This window comes from Candidatus Kuenenia stuttgartiensis (genome assembly GCF_900232105.1).
In the GTDB taxonomy this organism is placed as follows: domain Bacteria; phylum Planctomycetota; class Brocadiia; order Brocadiales; family Brocadiaceae; genus Kuenenia; species Kuenenia stuttgartiensis_A.
The window spans coordinates 184593-203813 of the sequence record NZ_LT934425.1 but is presented as its reverse complement, the minus strand read 5'-3'; the positions used below and the strand labels follow the sequence as shown (position 1 = coordinate 203813).

Here is a 19221-nt window from a genome sequence, read left to right as displayed (position 1 = left end):
CACTTTTGTTTTTTGACTTGGGGTGAACATCCGCTAAAACAAGCGCGATTTAACACTCTACAGACAATGGGATAATATTTTGGACTATTATGCGTCTCTAAATGTATTTTTTGTTTGTTTCGTCGCGAAAAAATCTTACTAAAAAGAAAAATATTACTATTGATAGAGAAAACTACCATACTTTTGCAAGGTGATTACGTACCGCTCCCGCTCTTCTTCTGCTTTCTATTTCTTTTTTACTGTTAAACTACTATTCCATGCACAGTTTTAATCTTCGGATTCGTTCCCACGTTGCAAAAAAATCCTTTAACCAGTCATTATATCCGAGCATTCGATATACAATCTTACGCCCTGTCTTCACTATTTGGCAGGGAATCATTATCAGAGTATTGAGAAACCGCCGAAACTCCATCTTTAACACCTGCTCTCCCCTTCCTACATTTGGCATCAACATGCCAAACCATGCCTTGAAGTTCCAGGCCAATGACGCTATTACCATGTATGCCCAGTTGCTTTCCAAATCCCTTACAGGCAACTTCATCGCATTTACCCCGTTCTTCAACTGCTCTATTACATTCTCCTGATCACACCTACCGTTTGCCAACTCTACTATCTTCTCTGCCGTCCTGTCCCTCAGTGTCGTTATATAGAAAAAATAACGAATGTCGTCAAATAATCGTTTCTGACCTTTTTCCACACTCAGATTTTTTCTCAGCACTATCACCCTATAACTCTTCTTGCATTTCTCAGGCCGATATTCAAACTCAGCCACTTGCTCACTCTCTAACCGAATATTCTTGTATTCACGTTCTTTAACTATCCGTTCTTTTATATTTTCAGGTTTCTGCCTTTCCTCTGTTTTTACCTTGTATTTCGGTTTACGCTTTAGTTCTTTCCATGCATCTTCCGGCAACTCCCCGGCTAGTTTTATTAGCCCACCTCGTGCATCCATCCCAAACACAAAGTCCACTTGCTCTGACCAGCGATCAAAATTCCCTGTCAATGAAAAGTCTGTGTCTCCCCTTAAACAAACCCTCTCCGCATGTGGTTTTACCAAGTTTATTGCCCTGTCTATCCACTCCACTGCGCCGCTATGGCTCGGTACGTTTCCCGGACGATTCTCAATATACAACACTTCCTTCGTGTTTGCCAATGACACAATAAATGGCGTATATCCCCATATCCCCTTGTGCGATATATTCATCCCCTCTTTACATTCTCCGTATGTCCCCACTATCGTTCCATCCACATCTATCAACGCTTCTTCCAATGCCTCTTTCCACCCTTCCTACCACACACGCTCTCATACCCTGTTGATAATCTCCATCAGCTCTCAATATCATTACGGTCAAACCGCCTTGTAAAATCTCTCGCCGTTGTAGGATCAGGTAGCTGGTAGGCTGGAGGCCATTAGCCTCCAACCCCCACTCGTCGCCAGATACTTTGGACAACGTGACAAAGCATCCTTTTTAAACCATACGTCTTTCTCGTAGTCAGCGACCCCGAAGTGTTGCTCTATAACAGAGAAAAGTCAAACATCATGCTTTAGCACACGCCTTAAGAAATTCTCTTTCGAATGAGAGTAACCCCATTTTAAAGAATCGGTGAACAGGGAAACGCTTGTTGTCTGTTCTCCATTTTCTTGAGAACTTGAAACATCTCAGTCTCATGCGTACCCAACAGTCTAATGAGCGATATACCTTTTGTACATTGCCCAGCCGAAAATAGTTGACATGCCCACGAATTACGGGGTTTAATGTATCAACGATGGCTTGCAGATTGACGCCCTGTGTACGTCTGGTGATGTCTCTGATGTTGTTCCTTCGGCAGGCTCAGGACAGGCTCTTGAGTTTGTTCAGTGATTTCGTGCTTATACCCTTATACTTGCCCTTGGAATCGTATCCGAGAAACCTGAAACCTCTTTCGAAGTTGGTGAGCTTGGTTTTATCCTCGCTCAGCTTCATTCCAAGTTTCCCTGCAATGATTTCTTTGACATAGCTGAGGGCGGCTGGGAGTTCATCTTTTGTTTCAGTCATGACAACGAAATCATCGGCGTATCGGACAAACTTATATCCAGCCTTTTCAAGTTCCTTGTCGATGATGTCACCGATAAGGTTTGCAAGCAAAGGGGAAATGACGCCTCCTTGCGGAGTGCCTTTGTTTGTCTCGTGCACGATGCCGTCCTCCATGACCCCTGCTTTGAGCATGTTCTCAATACTGTTCAAAACCCATCCATCAGCGATTTTCTCACGTAAGGAGTCCATAATAAGCTTATGGGGTATGGTGTCATAGAATGCCATTATATCGGCATCAAGGACGCTGGTATACCCTTTCCTGCTTATACTGTTCAAGCCGTTTGATAGCATCGTGACAGCATCTGTCAGGGCGAAATCCAAAGCTGTTATCTGAGAATCCTTTCTCAAATATTGGCTCTATGATTTGCCTGAATGCCTGCTGTACAATCCTGTCCTTAACAATGGGAATGCCAAGAGGTCTCTTGTCATGCCTGCCTTTGGGGATGTATACCCGCAGGACAGGCGCAGGGTTGTATATGGCAGTCTTGAGTTCCTGATGGATACTCATGATATTCACATCAAGATTGGACTCAAATTGCTTAATACTTACCCTGTCAAGACCAGCTTTGCCTTTATTCTTCTTTACGTGTTTGAAAGCAGCATAAAGGTTTTTCAGACTAAACACCTTGTCTCTTAATGAATGATACTTAAGCATCTCTCGATATATTCCTTTCGATTGATTACGGATAATAGATTTGTCAATCGTGTTTCCTGGGTACGGATTCTCCCAAACATAGGCAAAACAAGAGAGGCTCTTGTTACTGCTTACCTACGCAAAAGAGTTTCTTTTCTCATTGAACGTATTCAATCTACCACTTTCATCAATTCCACTACGGTTATGCCCCTTTCATTTCCGATTCACACCGGAAACTATTATGAGCAATGCTGACGACTTCAAAGATAGACTTGTGAGAGAAGCTTGTCTATCACCATCTCATACAGCTCGGACTTCGGAATTTCCTTATACCTTGCTGTTAGGGAATTTTGCCCAAGGCGTAAGTCCTCCCCCGGTCATATGGATTACCCCTTTTCCCTTCGTGATGTATGTTCAAACGCATTAACCAGAGATGGTTTTACTTAATCTGTTTATCCATCTCCAACAAAGGACATTGTCAGTGCTTCGCTGAGAAATGGCAGTTGGCACGGAATAACACGCCACACTCATACACCCCAAAAGGTCGTCTGTACCTCGTAACTCCGTCATACCCCTCACGGGTATATGCTATCTTTCTACGCATACGGATTGCTCCATTGTGTGCGCATAGGCACAAACTTCTCTACGAGGATTAGGCTCGCAGAGGTGGTATTTTCAACCACTCAGGTATTCCATACTTCAAGGCACACATTATACTCAAGGGATTCACAAAGTGTGATTTCAAAAATGCTATAACTATTTGTGTCAACAAAAGTTAAATCTAGTTTTAGAAATCCCTATTTGTGAACTCATAAAGTATAGTATAACCCTTGAGTATTATGTTATGAGTTATCAAACGCGTTTTCTTAAAAACGAGTTTGAGGAACGAATGCCGATGTTAATCACCACCATTTCTCATTTAAGCGAATACCCATTAATAATGAAAGATAAAGCTGCAATCGAAAAGAGGGCAGAGGGGCGCGAGTGCAAGCAAGTCTCACATCCATTAAATCCGCACTTTAGTGCGGTGATATTCGTAAGATAGTCTGAAAGAATAAACAACGTATTGTAGAAAAATGTCATGGGAAAACTACTTGGTATTGCTTTAAAAAAGGCTTCACGCGAGCCAATGATTATCGTTAACGAGGCGCATGTTACTATTAACGATGGTATTGAAAACGATTATAAAGGAAGTATTAAAAAAAGACAAATCACGGTATTGACACATGAAGCATGGGACGAAGCATGTGCCGACATAAAGAAGATATTGCCCTGGACAAACAGAAGGGCGAATTTGTTTATAGAAGGGGTGTCTCTTGTTGATACGAAAGATACTTTCCTGCGCGTAGGAGATGTTGTTTTGAAAATAAATGGAAAGACAACGCCGTGCTGGCGCATGGATGAGATTGCGCATGGGTTAATGGGTTCTCTGGAATCGTTTTGGCGTTGTGGGGTAAAATGCAGTGTGATAAAAGGGGGAAAAATTTCCATTGGCGACGATGTAACGATCTGCCAAACAGCAGAAATCACAGGAATTGCAGAAGAATAGCAGGTCGAAACATTTGCCGTAATTGTCAGAATATTCTTACTAAGGTACTCACTCATTGCGGGTTCAGGAACCAAAAAGAGTTTAACCACAAAGGGTACGAAGAATACAGAACACAAAGGACACAAAGAAGATGATAAAAAGGAGCGGGGAGGGTATCTTTGGTTGCGACTTTACTGTGCTATGGAATCTGCAATATATCATATAACATATTCATATTTATATTTTCCCTGACCGCCTCTGCCAATGCATTGTAATTGTCGTCTTTTGTCTTTTGGGTCTTTATGGAAGAGGTTTTTGTGGCATGAACGCCTTTTTTTTGTTTCAGATAAAATAAGAGTCCCGAACGAAACCCGTCGTTATCGAAAATCCCGTGTATGTATGTTCCCATAATATTTCCATCGTGGGATATGCACCCATCCGGGATATCAACCTGTTTGCCCGCCCGTTCAATAATCCTTGCAAATGGCGTACAGGTGTTCGCGTCTTCAAATCGTGTTCTTCCCATATGAATTTCATACCCCTGAATGTCCTCCTGCATGCCGGCGAATGGTTTATACGCCCCAACCTTTGCTCTTACCTGAAACGTTTGTTTTGATGTTTCAAAAGTAGTAATGCTGTTAACTAAACACAAACCTTGCGCACCGTCCGCTTGCGATTCAACATGATAGGGATCATTAATCTGTTTCCCCATCATTTGATAGCCGCCACAGATACCAACAATCATTGTTCCGCTATTTGAAAGGGTTATGATTTTGTTGAAAATACCTCTTTCCTTCAAAAAATGCAAATCGCCTATGGTATTTTTCGTGCCGGGGATAATGAGCATATCCGGCTTGCCAATCTCATCCGCATTATCCACAAGCCTCATGTTTACATCGTCTTCCTGCGCCAGTGCGTTAAAATCTGTGAAATTCGATATGCGGGGCAGTTTAATCGCTACAATATCCAAACATCTCTTTTCTGCCCCATTGTTATTGTTCTTATAGCTTTCGAGTGAAACGGAATCTTCATCGTCAATGTTAAGATTATGGAGATATGGCACTACGCCGATGACGGGCCGTTTGATGCGTCCCTCAAGCATTTCCAGACCCGGTTTCAATATATTTTTATCCCCCCGGAATTTATTAAAGACAATGCCTTTCACCCTTTCTCTTTCATCTGTATTCAGCAGTTCCATTGTTCCCACTATCCAGGCAAATGCCCCTCCTCTGTCTATATCCGTAACGAGCAATACCGGGGCAGAGGCCATTTTCGCCATTCCCATGTTAACAATATCGCCGTCTTTCAGGTTTATTTCCGCCGGGCTTCCCGCCCCTTCTATAACGATAATATCAAATTGCCGTTGTAAGGCAGTGTAGGCATCCTGTATGACCGAAACCAACTCTCCCTTTTTTTGATAATATTCTTTTGCCGTCATATTCCCAACGGGTTTTCCCATAACAATAACCTGGGAACCACAATCTCCCGTAGGTTTTAAAAGAATAGGATTCATTTCAACCACAGGCTCTGTTTTTGCCGCCTCTGCCTGCGCTACCTGTGCACGCCCCATTTCTTTACCCTCTTTTGTCACAAAAGAATTCAGCGCCATGTTTTGCGCCTTAAAGGGGGCCACGCTAAAACCATCCTGTTTTAATATCCGGCACAAGGCACATACAAGAATACTTTTTCCTACGTGAGAACCGGTGCCCTGTATCATTATTGATTTGTTTTTCATAAATAATCACGTCCCTAAACTGGCATAGCTAGAACCAAACAAATACGAAAACAATCCTCAATCCTTAATCTGCAATTTATCGATTGCCAAACTGCATAAAAGGCCAATAAATATTTTGCCAAAAAGCACGCACTGACAAATGAAAGTGTGTAAAGAAATCACTGTTAAGGGAACTACTGCGGGTTCAGGCTTGTAACCCAATGTCATTAAGTTAAGCAAACGGCCAGAAAAGTCTCCCTTAATAAAGGGGGAAAAAGGGGGGTTGTTTTTAATAAAATAATTCTTAACACCTTAGTTATTTGAAAAATCCAAGGGGATATAAAAAATAATGTAGCCCCTTTGGGGGCGGTCTGTTTGTAGCGCAATAAAATTCAACAGGTAAATAGCTCCGTAGGAGCGGCCTGTATATGATTGACAGGAAGACAGGCCGCTCCTGATTATAGAGACAGGTTTCAAACCTGTCTCTACGATCTGTTATGGTATCCTATCTACTACAAACAGGTTGCTCCTGCGGAGCTTATCGGTAATACGTTTTTTTTAAAACCAAAGTGTTACAATAATTCTTAACTTAATGACATTGGGTTGCAAACCCGACTGGATAGGACTTTTTTAAATACATTGATTAACTTTGTATTTTCTTCCCTAGTCCTAACCGCTATACGAAAATACTCATCATTGAGTCCGGCAAAGTTGGAACAATCACGAATAGCGATGCCCTGCTCCAGCATCCATTTACTCAGAAAAACAGAATTTATCCCTTCTGCGTTGATTTTAACAAATACAAAATTCGCCGCAGGTTTATAAGGAATCAATCCTCGAATATTTGACAACTCTTCGTATAAAAACACCCGTTCGTTTCTTATGAATTCTTTACTTGCGGCAATAAACGCATCGTCTTCCATTGAAACCATTGCGGCATATTGGGCAAAGGTATTGACCGTCCATGGTTCCTTATATTCCAGGAGCTTTTCCGCAACGTTTGCGTGGGCGACGAGATATCCTATTCTCAAACCAGGAAATCCGTAAAATTTTGTAAGAGACCGTACTACAATGAGGTTTTCAAGTGTACCTGCTTCATTTATCACCGTGTATCTCTCCGGCTCATCCACAAAATCCATGAATGCCTCATCTACTACAAACATTACATTTGAATGTTGTTGTATCATTGCCAATAGCGTACGCTTCTCAATTAATAATCCGGTGGGATTATTCGGATTACAGAGGAAAAGCATGCCCGCCTTTTCATCCTGGAAATAATTTTTATTGTAGTGGAAAGAAAAATCGTCTTCGTCATTGAGGGCATACGGGACTACTTCCGTGCCGCTGCATTTTAAAGCCTCTGGAAATTCACTGAAAGACGGTTGCAGGATAATTCCTTTTACAGGTTTTAAAGCGCGGGGCGCCAGATAAAATAATTCCGTAGAGCCATTTCCTACAACAATCTCGTTGGCGGAATGCGCTATTTTCCGCGCTATATATTTTTTCAGACTGTAGCAATCAATATCGGGATAATGCAATATATCGTCGAAATTTTCGAAAACTGTTTTGTGCACGCCTTCCGGATATCCGAGTGGATTAATGTTCGCGCTGAAATCAAGAACAGCGTTTTTGGTATGTACATTTGTATGCTCTCTATATCCGCCATGACCCTTAAACATATTACACTCCGGATTCTATGCCTGAAACTCTGCTTTTAAAAAATACGAAATTCGAAGTACGAAATACGAAACAAATCCGAATAACAAGACATAAAATTCAAAACACACAACAAATATGAAGCACGAAATGCGAGAGACGAAAGAGGCATTTGTTTAGAATTTCGAATCATTTTGTCATTAGAATTTGTTTCGTATTTCACCATATCTGCGGATAAAAAGTATTTTCACCTGAAAATGTCTGCCATTTAAACTACTCTTCTGAAATATTCAATGCGGCTGATTTTGCCGTATGACTCCCATTTAGTTTTTGTACCAAAAATTTTCTTGCCTCACCAATGGTAAGGGGTAAATTTGCCATTGAAATGTAATCTTTATCCCTTAACAGCCTCATAAGTTGCGCTATTTGAGGCAATTCGAGATACATCTTCTCCAATTTCTCTGTTTTCGAGAAAACGTTTTCCGGCGTGCCTTCACACACAATATTTCCCTCATACATAACGGCCATCCTGCTCATGTAAACAGGCACAACATCTACCACATTTGTTGCCATAATAATGGTAATCCCACATTCATGGTTAAGTCTCTGAAGCAGCCTCATAAGTTGTGTTACTCCGGCTGGGTCTAAACCGCTCGTGGGTTCGTCTAGTAAAAGAATTTCCGGCCTCATTGCGAGCACCCCGGCAATGCAAATCCTTTTTTTCTGTCCATAGCTTAAATACCCAACAAACTTATCTGCACAGTGTCGCATATTCACTAACATCAATGCCTCTTCCACCCTCCGCTCAATTTCTTCTTTTGAAAGCCCTAAATTCATAGGCCCGAATGCCACGTCTTCCCGTACTGTTTGAGCAAACAACTGATCATTCGGATCCTGAAACACAATACCTACGCGTTGAACTATCTCACGGGAAGGATACTTCCGTAACGGTCTTCCGTCTAAAAGAACCTCCCCCTCTTGTATTTTCAATAAACCGTTGAAATGTTTTAATAAGGTGGTTTTCCCAGACCCGTTTGGCCCAAGAATTGCCCAAAATGCACCTTTTTCAATATCCAAACATACCCCGCCAAGGGCAAGTGTCCCGTCCGAATATTTATACCGGATATTTTTAGCCTGAAGTATTACCATATCCGTATATTCCCCGCATAGAGAAGAAAGGGGAGAAAGAGGGTCATCCCTGAGAAATAAATATATTCATTTTTACCCAAGGGCTTTAAATGGCAGGTTAATATACATCCTCCCTTATAGCCCCGTGCATACATCGCCTCAGAAGTGCGCTCCGCCCTTTCAACGGCACGGATAATAAGCATTCCACCCAAAATCCCGAGGGATTTTATTGCTTTTAACCATGAGGCATGCCCTAAACGCGCCTTTTGCGCAAACCAGATTGCAGACACTTCATCCAATAATTGGAAAATGTACCGATACATAAAAGACATAAGTTCCAGAACGGTATCCGGCATACGAAACCATTTAAGTCCTGCATTTAGCCGACTCATTGTTGTAGTGAAGGCAAATAAAATCACCAGAGAAATCCCCCCGAGTATTTTGCCTCCAGTTTGCAGTCCGCCAAGAAGACCTTCTTTCTTTAAGGACATGATATATCCCCCAATGGAAAAAGAAACCCATTCCTCTTGTCCTTCATGCAATCCCTTGACCACTAGCATCATAACCGCAAATAATAATGGCAATACCATCTTTTTTATTATTGCCAGAGGAGAAATTTTCAGTGTAAGCAGAAAAACGAACGATATGAAAAGAAAAGAGAGAGACACAAAAACATTTTTTGCCCATATATTTATTGCCAGCATTGATAAGATGTAGATCAACTTGACCCTTACATCGATCCTCGTCAACCAGTTATCTCTCCGGGCATACCTGTCTGTAAATGTGAGATGAAAAAATCCCATAATGAGACGCCTTCTCTAAAAAACTTTCTCTGCTCTGTGGTTAAAATCCTTTTTGCCGGTCTGAGGCATTACCTCTTAAGATACTACATTATTTCTCATAAAATATCTTTCTGGCGTTAAACCCTATAACAAAGCCTCCTATTACACCGGCAAGTGTGAATACAAACAGGAGCAAATCCCCCTGATCAGTATTAATGTAAGGATCACGGGGTGGACGTCCATACTGGCTGGCATATTTTCCTACTATGCTCACATCAATTCCGGTCCACGCACCTTCACCTTCAACTGAATGGATTGTTCCTGTTATTTCAGTGGCTTTTGCCTGATTTTCATGTTCGGTTACACGAATCATCTCAAAATTATCTGCATGCGCCGCAGATAAAAATGAAACCATACCGGCCAAATAAAGTAAAAAAACGATATACACGGTAAATTTAAACAGGTTTTGCATTTTTCTTTATCATCCCAAGTTGAACCAAAATATCCGGCCTTCTTTTTTCTATAAAAACCAGAATAAATCCAACAACCACGCCTTCCACAATACATAAGACCCCCTGTGAGGTCATCATAAAGACGCCAAATATTTCTGCAGTCGCCCTGAAGAAAGACCCACCATTATTTATTACGAGCAATCCCAGTTCAATAGAGGTACCCAAATAAGTAAATAAATCAGAAATTACACCTGCAAAGAAGCCGCACCAAAATAATGGCATGCCGCAGCGCCGGGTTATTTTGAACGCAAAAAATCCGGAGAAAGAGCCTAAAATACCCATGGAAAATATATTCCCGCCCAGCGTTGTTAACCCGCCATGCGCCAAAAACAAGGCTTGAATAAGCAAGGCAATGCCCGCTATCAGTACACTGACAAAAGGTCCCAGCAAAATAGCACTCATGCCTGTGCCGCATGGATGGGAAGTTGCCATTCCGTTTAATGCTACGACGGGAACGGGGAAGCACGAAAAAACGAATACTGCCGCTCCCAGCATGCCAACTAACGGCAGGTAACTATGCATCTCTCTTTTCTTCCGTTTCACCTGGTAAATCCCAATACCTAAAAAAGGAATCGAGACGGCAAACAATGTTACTGCCCATTCTGTGGGCAGAATTCCTTCTGTAATGTGCATTGCATATGCAGCCTTATCGGAAACAAGGAACACGAGCAAAAAAACCGTTATATTTAACAGAAACATTTTTGTACTTTTCAAAACTTTCTCCCGTAAAACAAAAAAACCCATACCTTCAATGTTGAAGATATGGGTTTTCTATTTTATCGAAAAAATAGGCTTGCCGCCTATTCTCATGAAAATAATTACACTCAAAAACTTCACCTTCTTTACCATCGAAGATTTCGTGAAGCAATTACAGGCAGGTCTTCTGGCTCCCGGATCGTTCTACTGGTCACTCCTTCCCGGAAAGCCGTTTAAGCGACTTTTCCAGTGGCGTTGTGACGTTCGTCCCCGGTTACAGCGGCGGGTCCGCTCCTCGCCGCAAATTCTGTTTTGCGGCATGGATTCCCTTTTTATTTCTGCAATAATGAGAAATCACCTGTAATCGAACATAGTAATAATAAATAAAAGAGCGGTCTGATGCACGAAAGACTTTCGGGATTCTACTTTGAGCAAGTCAAATTTGTCAAATGGAAAATAAAACGCTTCACTGTAAACCATGCATTTTATCAATTGCAGCGTTAATGGTAACCATGCAAAACCCTTATATTTGCTCATATATTCTATTGATATGCATACGGTAACGGGTGCATTCCTGATTTTTTGTAACTTCCGCTATGTTTTAATGAAACGTTGCAGTAGTGTTAACCCTGACAGGGTTTGAAACCCTGTCAGGGTTGTTTCGTCCTGACCCCATCATTAACGGTTACAAAAAAACGGGAATGCTCCCTACGGTAACTGTATATATTTCAAAAAACCAAATGGATAAACTATTTTCCGCAAATAATGAGAACCATTAAAAATGTTAGATATTTCAAAATTACAACTAAATTCAGGCAATACCACGCCAACATCAGTCATTTATGCCGTACTCCTTTAGTTTGTGCTTTCAACCTTAATTGCAATTACCTATGAGAAGACCTTTCGGGGGCTTTCCTACTCAAGAAATTTTGTTCAGGTGCTCATACTCAGTTCCGTAGTGGCGGCAACTGTTATGCAGGCGATAGGGGACAGCCTTGCAAGGGGCCCGGTATGCTTGGCGCATTGGCAATTGTTCGGTTCAGAACCAATTTCAGAGACCCAAGAGATATTATCTTCATGTTTGCAAGCCTCGCGGCAGGTATTTCTGTAGGAGTCAAAGGGTATACTATTGCGACAGGCGGCGTTATTGGTTTTTTGTGTTATTGCAGTTATCCTGTATTTTTCCCCATTCGGACAAACCAGTTATTTTGACGGCATGTTGTGGTTTAATCTTTAAAATCTTCCCTCTTCAAAAAATATGCTTGAAAAGGTTCTTCATGACTATTGTAAAATCTTTGCGCTCATTACACTCCGTGATATGGTGCAGGGCAATCGCCTTGATTACGCCTATCATATAAAACTGAAAAGGGGGAAAAGGAAATACAAGGCATAGACTATTTTGTAATATGAGTTTACAAGGTAAGGGCAAGATAATTTCTCCGCTCTGCAGCCTTCAAATACAGACGACTTTAAGGGGTGTATTATGATGGTTTACGTGTGTGTGAAAATCGGTGTTCAATTTCTTTTGGGGTAGGCATAAACCTCCCCTTCATTCATTCCAACCGCATGGATGTCAATCGCAGAAAACTTCAATTTTTATCTGCAAAGGGCGAGCACGAAGAACTAAAAAGGTCTTTGGGAGAAAATGTGCGATTACTTTCCGGGGAAATGAACAACATATTTCGGCAGTATGATGTGCTCATGGAAGAAAAAACAACGGGCGGCACGGAATCAGCACTAAAAAAATATATGGAAACAGAAGGCATCGATCCGCTAATGCTGCTCGATATGCAGGAAAGCATTGTTAAAACGGACATCCTCATTAAGCAATGGCAATATGAAATTTACACAAAGTACCTTGAATACCTGGATATCTCAGGGCAATTAACCAGACTCCCTATTCGAAATTATCTTTCCCCGGACTTAGGGCAAATAGAGTTCTAAATATATGATTGAAGAGACAGCGCTGACCATCCGGAGGCGATACGAGTTGGAATTTGTCATTCCAAAAGAAATGATAGAACCCATTTCGCGTTTTGCTTCTATTTATTGTTCTCCCGACAAATATTCTTCAAATGCTGATAATGGTTTTTATTGCATAAACAATCTGCATTTTGATACTCCAGATTATTTATTTCTTATGCAAAGGCTGGACAAATGTAACAGAAGACTTCATCTGAGGATTCGTTCGTACCCCAATTCCAAAAAGTATCGCTGTTTTCTTGAAGTGAAAGAGAAGACCGGGGATATTGTCAACAAATACAGGGCGCCTCTTTATGATGAAAACTGGCGCAGGATGTTTGAAGACCTGGATTATTCATCGTGTGAAGAAAAAGACTTTGACCCGAATTCGTCCAAAACGCATTTCCTGAAGACGGCATATTTCTATAATGCAACGCCTAAAATGTTGTCTCAATATTGGAGGAAGGCATATGTATCCAATGTGAATGAATATGCGAGGGTAACGTTCGACACCGACCTGAGATATCAGCCGGCAGGGGGATATTGTATTATTCAGGATGAGAATAAAGTGGTTTCGCTGGATGACGAAACGCTTTTTGCCCAGAATGCAACGTCATACTGGAACTCAAGTGCTACACCATGCAGGTACCCTTATGGATGATCGATCTTATCCGGCATTTCAATCTCCAGCGGCAGGGTTTTTCAAAATATGTTGAAGGCATCATAAATGTCCTGCAACTTTACAAATATGATTCCGGGGTGAGACAGGCATCATCTGTATTGTTTTAACACAGAATTAAAGTTATGATTTACGGCCAAGGCGCCATTGCTCCAATTCCTTTTTTAATGGCAGCCAATATTCCCGATCTTTTTTCCTTTCGGCACTTTCTTCTTGTATGAGGAGAGATTCAATTTCTTCCACGTTTTGGTTTAATACTGCTTTAAGCAGTGACCGGGTAGGTATAAGATTTTTACATAATGCAGCATTTTTCCTTGCTATTTCCATGAGTAAAACAGGAGTCCTGCATTCCATGAGCCAGAAAATAATCTTTTCTTTCCCGGCTTTTCTATAACCCTGCGTGACGTCGGTTTCAATGAGACGGCGAATCATGGGCCAGTCCTTTTCGCGCTGCGTCTTTTTAGCCTGAATTAAATCCGGTAGTGAAAGAATACCCATCTCACCAATCTCCGGCAACTTCACAATGGACCTTCTCTCCCATAATTGCTCAAAATCGGAACAGCCTCGCATTTTAGCCATCATATCAATGCGCAAGCCTTCTACCCCTTCTGCATTGCAACGGAAATGGCATGCATGACCTCGTCTGAGTACTTGTTTGCCCAGTGGCGGTACAAATATGGTTTCAGCTTTCAAACATTTCAGTGCCTTTTTTATAGCTGAAATGTTCTTTGTATCAATCCCGATAGAAAAATCTATATCACGACTGAACTCAGATCCGCCGTATAAAATGCACGCCTGGCCTCCCATAAGCAGGTATCGAACGCTGCAATTCTGGAAAGTCAAAAGGGCTTTGTGAATCGGGTTCTGGATCAAAACTCCCTCCAAGTTCTAAATATATCGGCCAAAGTTTAGAGCTTTCAATGTATCTCTGTTCAGGTGTTAATTTCGCCCAATCTTCTTGTTCCTCATTAAAAAATAGCTTTAAATTTATTTGCATGGGTAATTTTCTCTATTCTGACCTACCACATAAACTAAACGGTTACAAAATTTTGCAATTGCGTGGGTTGTGCTGATAAAGCCAGCAACTATCGCTGAAAACTGTATAAGTGGGTCGGCTTGATAAGCCTTTATCCGAAGCGCTAGCGTGAGTTTATCACAAAATAAGGCATGAAGCAACGTAACATAAATACAGTCAATGCGTTAAGCACAACATCAATTGTATACACTGAGTCCTTGAAGTTTCAGCCGATGTTTGTGGAAATCCATAATGCCTAACGCATTCATCAACAGAGATTCCTTGTCGGACATTTCTTCCAATTTGTAGGTAGCCTTAACTCTCCCTCTGGCCTTTGTTTCTTCAAGCATAGCAGAAAGCCTTATATTATTAAGGGTGTCTAACAGGGTATCTAACGTTCCACTAAATTGTGCGTGCGCTTTTGCCTGATACCACACAATCGCCGCCATTAGGTATCCGAGGACGCAAATAAAAAAATGCACCCTGATTTTCTGATCCGTCCAGTGAAATTGCGGTTTTAAAGCAAGGTGATAGGGGTTCTTGAGATTTCTAAAGGCATGTTCAATTTTTGATTGCCCATAGTAGGCTTTTATAATGTCCGCGGTATCCCAATCGTGATGGTCTGTCATAAGAATCCTGAACCCCAGTTCCCCTTCTATTTCTTCGAGCTTTTTCTGGTCGATTGAAAAATTCAATTGAAACTTGCCTTCAGATACCTCTTTTAACGACCAATCGATAACATCCTTCGCAAATTGACATTTCACTACACTTCTTATCGTATCCTCCAGACCCTCTTTGTCCCGCATCTTTCCCTTTGGATTACACAGATGCTGCTGTAAGAGCTTTAACTGATGTTCTGCCTTTTCCAGAGACTGAGACATTCCCCTTAATTGCCCAACCTTTAATTTCTCGGAAATAAATACGACAACGGTTCTTTCCTGCCCCCAAATAACCCGTTTGTCATGGTACACCTGTATCTTACTGCCGTCAACGTCATATTCCCTGAAATTACACATGGCATCCCCTACCAACTGCTTGTGATGATACGGTGTAAGCGCTCCAACGTAATGCAATGCCAATCTCTCTACAATAGCCATATTGTCCATGGAATTGTTTCCACGATCAAAAACAATAGTGTGCTTTTTGCTGTCGAAACCTAATCCGGTCATCCTGTCTTTTATCGTCTCAAGAACCGCGCTGAACACCTTTGCATCCGCCATGTTCCCCTGATAGGTATGGTGAAACAACGGTATCATGTCGTTACGTGTAACGACCATCGCCAACCCGACCTGCCTGAGATCGTATCGCTTTTGTTTGTTTTTCCCCCGCCGGGCAATAGTGCATCGCAGATTAGTTGTGTCGATATACGTGAAAAAATTGGTTGTATCAAAAAACAGTGTGTCGCTTTGAAGGTTGTATGTTTTAAATGTCTTTTCAATTAATTCGCGCTCGATTTCTGCAATGGATTCTTCAGGAAGTGCATCCATCAAATCCCAGAAATGCTGACTGTCTATTTTACTCAAGCTGTGTCTGAGTAAGTATTCGGCAGTAGTCGTCTTTGCCCAATCCCACCATCCTCTTTTGCTGGTAGGCACACACACTCTCCCCACGGCACCCAACAAGAGGGTACTTCCGGCGGTCAGATTATTTCGAACAGGTTTTTTAGCACAATACTGCCGTGGCGACTTTATATATTTATTAATCACGGAAGGGACGTCCAGGGCATTGGCCACACTTAGCAATGCGGCTACCGCGCCATGTGAATAAGATTTGAGCCGTAATTTTTCGGTAAGACCTTGCAGTTGTTTTAATAAATCGTCTGCCTTGCCAAGATAGGCCAGGACGATGGGCCTGGGCTTGCCGTTAACGCGCCGCGATTCGACAATATACCAATATTTATAACCTCTGGAGTTTTTAGATTGAATGGTAGCCATGGCTATTAGTTGTTAGTGTATACGTAATAGATTAATACTCCGTGTATAATAGTATATACAGGCATATAATGCAATATAAATATAGTATTATTCAGTGTATACATAATTTTTTAGACAAAAAAAGTCGCAACCCGATACAAATCATTGGATTGCAACTTGATGTCTTTGTCTTACACCTTATTTCGTGATAAACTCACGCTAGGTAGATGTTTTCGTTGTGGACAAATCCCTTTAGTTTTAGAATATTATCATTGTTCTGCCTGATTTTCGAAGTTTATAACACAATGGGAGAGATATTAAAATATCTTTGCGACTGCAACTGCAATGCTCGTGCAGCCTGCGACGATAGCGAATATTTTCATTAGAAGATCGGAGTGTGAGGCTTTTATGCGCCATTCCAAAGTAGTCATTTCTGTGTGCATTTCTTTGCGAAACTCATCGAATTGTTTATTAACGCCGTCGAATCTTTTATTAATCTCGTCGAATTGCCTGTTTGTGTCTTCGTACTACTATCCATCAATTTCTTGTTTTTTATGCGTGTTTTTCATGCCGCCATTTCCGTAAGTGCTTTAATATCAAGGGCTGAAGCGGTCATCAGTGAACAAGAGAACTTCTGGCCTTTCTCCGTCAAAACATAGCGGTTGGCCCTCGGAACTTTGCGGATTAGACCGTGTGCCCGCAGCATCTTTATCCGTCGGGTCGTTCGTCCGGAATATTTCTTTTGCTGATCCTTGCCGGATTGTTCGGATTCCCGGTAAAGCCACTTACGCAAATCATGGTTGCGGAATCCATTTATCGCGTTTTCGCCTTTGGACAGGAACATCAGCATCTGGTAATCATCCTGCTGCCAGGGATTCAAACCTCGATACCTCTTGCCCTCTTTGACAACCTTGTTACAAGCGCTGCTCACCACTTCTTTCAGTTTCTCCTCTACCTGAGCCGCCGCCAAAGCATCCCCATAACGATCATTGCATTGTTGGCTCACCTCACACCGTCGATGAAGATCGCTTACGCCCTTACGCATCTTCTGCCATGACGCCGGTTTGCCTTCATCATCATTGGGACTCCGAAAGACCTTAAAGTCCCGCGTATTATTGATCGTTGTCTCAATACGCAAGAGACTACCGCTCTTGTTATACATCTTCACTGAATTATAATTCACACTGTGCTTGACCCGTATACCTTCATAGCGTCTTCGATAGTCGCTGATAACCTCATCAGGGGCAGCGCCTGCAAGGTTACGCCTACCCAAATACTTCATCACCGAAGAACTGTCGCAAACCCGCATCGCATGATGAACAAACGATGGAAACAACTCCTCCAATGCCTCAACCGATTTAAACATGATGTCCGTCGCCCACTCCGTCTCATCCGCAGACCAGTAATACTCCGGTTCCAACGGACGAAGAATCTGCGACAATGCCGGGCAACTGCCCAACGCAAGCCCGTTCAGCAGCTTCGCCCAGTCAGTCTTAAGCTGCTCATGGAGCAGAACCTGCGCAGCCGCAATATCCTCTATACGCACAAAACAGTTGCCGTCCTTAACATAATCAATACCTTGCTTCTGAAGTTGCCGCTCCAGCCAATGACGACCATTGAGACAAATGAAAATATTAAACGGCGCCCAACTCTGGATACGAACATGACCAAAACCAAACACTGGATCGTTAAAATAATGATACACAAAGACACACTTGCGGGGCGCCATTACCAACTCGAGCTTCTTGCTGGCCTTGTTGCCCTTGACCATCGGCGCAATACAAGGCTCTACCACACTCAACAGGCAGATGGAACCTTCCGTAATCCTCTTATCCGCCGCGATCTGGCGAGCCAACTTCTCCTTATCAACACCGCTGCTCATCAAATACCGCACCTCGATACCCAAATCTTTCGCCCGCGATTCACAACTGTCTCGCACCTGTGCCGTAAGCCCATTGACCCAACCGGAAAAATCCTTAAGCAGAATTCTCGCTTGGTTCATGAATGTTCCCATCCCACGCTCACTGGCCAACCACCGCAATGTCCCGCGAAAACGAATCCTGTCCAGACCGCTTATTGCACCCACGATCCTGTCTCGATATAATTCCATCAACTTATTCATAAGTAGTGTCCTCCAAATTGTCTGATTACTATTTACGAGGATACTACTATACTTTATAATAAACTAAAAATCACCTTTTTGGTTGCGGCCAAAGGCCGCGCTAGGCATTCTGCTGATAAAGTCTTTTAAACTCTGCTGTCCGTCAACGTGGGATTCCTCTATTATGTCCGTAAGCACCTCGGCTTGTTCGTGCGGGAATCCGACCGCTTCTAACTTTCTGATATTACTGAGTTCTTTGGTTATTGGCATTTTAGTCTCCTGTTTAGAATCCTATCATTGTTCTGCCTGATTTTCAACGTTTATTGCTGCCTGCAAAACCTCCTTTTTGAATTTACGATTCTAGATTTTAGATTTAAAAAATCGTACTTCTAAAAATGTAGGATTATAAAATCTTTTCTAATTCTACAGTATCTCTACTATTGCTTTTCCAACGGTAAATAGCTCCCTTTTGACTTTCAAGCTTGTTGAAATGCTTCTTGACTAAAACGAACGTTTCTTATAAAATTTCCAAACCATACGTTATTTACTAAATACGACAAACTTGACAAAACATTCGAATATAAAACTTACAGCCATTTGGCTCAAAACACTCACGATTTTGATGTAAATGCTGTAAATATCGCAAACGATATTGTTGCAGTTTTTTTAAGCCTTTAAGATTTTGCGCCCATAGCTCAATTGGATAGAGTCACGGACTACGAATCCGGAGGTTGGAGGTTCAAGTCCTCCTGGGCGCGTTTTTACTTAACGAGCGATAGTCTTTTCTATACCCGTTTGTGTTTTGCCCCATAAAATGCATACCAAA

Annotated in this window: 19 protein-coding genes, 1 tRNA gene, 1 pseudogene and 1 riboswitch; of the genes and pseudogenes, 7 read left to right on the top strand and 14 right to left on the bottom strand. The window is 42.0% G+C overall.

The window, feature by feature from the left end:
- Nucleotides 1-250 precede the first annotated feature (250 nt).
- From KSMBR1_RS01050 to KSMBR1_RS22855, 4 genes and pseudogenes are all read right to left on the bottom strand, one after another.
- Nucleotides 251-1401 (bottom strand): annotated as a pseudogene (locus KSMBR1_RS01050) (IS1380 family transposase); the annotation flags it as partial.
- Nucleotides 1402-1538: 137 nt separating this feature from the next.
- A complete protein-coding gene (locus KSMBR1_RS22995) occupies nucleotides 1539-1814 on the bottom strand; it encodes a group II intron maturase-specific domain-containing protein (RefSeq protein ID WP_099323535.1) in 276 nt (91 codons plus the stop codon).
- An 18-nt stretch (nucleotides 1815-1832) separates the two neighbouring features.
- Nucleotides 1833-2351 (bottom strand): reverse transcriptase domain-containing protein, encoded by a 519-nt coding sequence (locus KSMBR1_RS01040; RefSeq protein ID WP_164995060.1) that lies wholly within the window; start codon nucleotides 2349-2351, stop codon nucleotides 1833-1835.
- A complete protein-coding gene (locus KSMBR1_RS22855; protein WP_099323660.1) occupies nucleotides 2311-2730 on the bottom strand; it encodes a reverse transcriptase family protein in 420 nt (139 codons plus the stop codon). The genes KSMBR1_RS01040 and KSMBR1_RS22855 overlap by 41 nt, the downstream gene beginning before the upstream one ends.
- An 823-nt stretch (nucleotides 2731-3553) precedes the next feature.
- On the opposite strand from KSMBR1_RS22855, the gene KSMBR1_RS01030 reads away from it, so the two are divergent.
- Nucleotides 3554-3754 (top strand): hypothetical protein, encoded by a 201-nt coding sequence (locus tag KSMBR1_RS01030; RefSeq protein WP_099323659.1) that lies wholly within the window; start codon nucleotides 3554-3556, stop codon nucleotides 3752-3754.
- Between the two features lie 36 nt (nucleotides 3755-3790).
- Nucleotides 3791-4258: an MOSC domain-containing protein gene (locus KSMBR1_RS01025; protein ID WP_099323658.1), complete on the top strand. Its 468-nt coding sequence runs from the start codon at nucleotides 3791-3793 to the stop codon at nucleotides 4256-4258.
- Nucleotides 4259-4436: 178 nt separating this feature from the next.
- On the opposite strand, the gene KSMBR1_RS01020 is transcribed toward KSMBR1_RS01025, so the two are convergent.
- The 6 genes from KSMBR1_RS01020 to KSMBR1_RS00995 all read right to left on the bottom strand — a co-directional run bounded on the left by KSMBR1_RS01020 (nucleotide 4437) and on the right by KSMBR1_RS00995 (nucleotide 10743).
- Complete coding sequence (locus tag KSMBR1_RS01020; RefSeq protein WP_099323657.1) at nucleotides 4437-5972, bottom strand: cobyric acid synthase; 1536 nt, start codon at nucleotides 5970-5972, stop codon at nucleotides 4437-4439.
- 563 nt (nucleotides 5973-6535) lie between these two features.
- Complete coding sequence (cobD, locus tag KSMBR1_RS01015; RefSeq protein ID WP_099323656.1) at nucleotides 6536-7630, bottom strand: threonine-phosphate decarboxylase CobD; 1095 nt, start codon at nucleotides 7628-7630, stop codon at nucleotides 6536-6538.
- A 250-nt stretch (nucleotides 7631-7880) separates the two neighbouring features.
- Nucleotides 7881-8756 (bottom strand): energy-coupling factor ABC transporter ATP-binding protein, encoded by an 876-nt coding sequence (locus tag KSMBR1_RS01010; RefSeq protein ID WP_099323655.1) that lies wholly within the window; start codon nucleotides 8754-8756, stop codon nucleotides 7881-7883.
- Complete coding sequence (gene cbiQ, locus KSMBR1_RS01005) at nucleotides 8750-9538, bottom strand: cobalt ECF transporter T component CbiQ (protein ID WP_099323654.1); 789 nt, start codon at nucleotides 9536-9538, stop codon at nucleotides 8750-8752. Before cbiQ ends, KSMBR1_RS01010 begins: the two co-directional genes overlap by 7 nt.
- Nucleotides 9539-9626: 88 nt before the next feature.
- Nucleotides 9627-9989, bottom strand: coding sequence for a hypothetical protein (locus KSMBR1_RS01000; RefSeq protein WP_099323653.1), 363 nt, complete (start codon nucleotides 9987-9989; stop codon nucleotides 9627-9629).
- On the bottom strand, nucleotides 9973-10743 hold the full coding sequence (locus KSMBR1_RS00995) for an energy-coupling factor ABC transporter permease (protein WP_157775621.1): 771 nt from the start codon (nucleotides 10741-10743) through the stop codon (nucleotides 9973-9975). The genes KSMBR1_RS01000 and KSMBR1_RS00995 overlap by 17 nt, the downstream gene beginning before the upstream one ends.
- A gap of 142 nt (nucleotides 10744-10885) precedes the next feature.
- Nucleotides 10886-11102: riboswitch (cobalamin riboswitch) on the bottom strand.
- Between the two features lie 634 nt (nucleotides 11103-11736).
- Here KSMBR1_RS00995 and KSMBR1_RS00990 point away from each other — a divergent pair.
- The 4 genes from KSMBR1_RS00990 to KSMBR1_RS22990 all read left to right on the top strand — a co-directional run bounded on the left by KSMBR1_RS00990 (nucleotide 11737) and on the right by KSMBR1_RS22990 (nucleotide 13476).
- Entirely contained in the window at nucleotides 11737-11937 is a 201-nt protein-coding gene (locus tag KSMBR1_RS00990) for a hypothetical protein (protein ID WP_099323651.1), read from the top strand.
- Nucleotides 11938-12222: 285 nt separating this feature from the next.
- Entirely contained in the window at nucleotides 12223-12669 is a 447-nt protein-coding gene (locus KSMBR1_RS00985; protein WP_157775618.1) for a hypothetical protein, read from the top strand.
- Between the two features lie 4 nt (nucleotides 12670-12673).
- Entirely contained in the window at nucleotides 12674-13348 is a 675-nt protein-coding gene (locus KSMBR1_RS00980) for a polyphosphate polymerase domain-containing protein (RefSeq protein WP_099323649.1), read from the top strand.
- Nucleotides 13327-13476: a hypothetical protein gene (locus KSMBR1_RS22990; RefSeq protein WP_420886540.1), complete on the top strand. Its 150-nt coding sequence runs from the start codon at nucleotides 13327-13329 to the stop codon at nucleotides 13474-13476. Before KSMBR1_RS00980 ends, KSMBR1_RS22990 begins: the two co-directional genes overlap by 22 nt.
- A gap of 13 nt (nucleotides 13477-13489) precedes the next feature.
- On the opposite strand, the gene KSMBR1_RS00975 is transcribed toward KSMBR1_RS22990, so the two are convergent.
- The 4 genes from KSMBR1_RS00975 to KSMBR1_RS00960 form a co-directional block, all read right to left on the bottom strand.
- Nucleotides 13490-14239, bottom strand: coding sequence for a hypothetical protein (locus KSMBR1_RS00975; RefSeq protein WP_099323648.1), 750 nt, complete (start codon nucleotides 14237-14239; stop codon nucleotides 13490-13492).
- Nucleotides 14240-14578: 339 nt separating this feature from the next.
- Nucleotides 14579-16315: an IS1634 family transposase gene (locus KSMBR1_RS00970; protein ID WP_099323573.1), complete on the bottom strand. Its 1737-nt coding sequence runs from the start codon at nucleotides 16313-16315 to the stop codon at nucleotides 14579-14581.
- Between the two features lie 544 nt (nucleotides 16316-16859).
- A complete protein-coding gene (locus KSMBR1_RS00965; RefSeq protein ID WP_099323647.1) occupies nucleotides 16860-18416 on the bottom strand; it encodes a hypothetical protein in 1557 nt (518 codons plus the stop codon).
- Between the two features lie 63 nt (nucleotides 18417-18479).
- Nucleotides 18480-18665: a hypothetical protein gene (locus KSMBR1_RS00960; protein ID WP_099323646.1), complete on the bottom strand. Its 186-nt coding sequence runs from the start codon at nucleotides 18663-18665 to the stop codon at nucleotides 18480-18482.
- Between the two features lie 414 nt (nucleotides 18666-19079).
- On the opposite strand from KSMBR1_RS00960, the gene KSMBR1_RS00955 reads away from it, so the two are divergent.
- Nucleotides 19080-19153 (top strand) — tRNA-Arg (locus tag KSMBR1_RS00955).
- The last annotated feature ends 68 nt before the right edge of the window (nucleotides 19154-19221 follow it).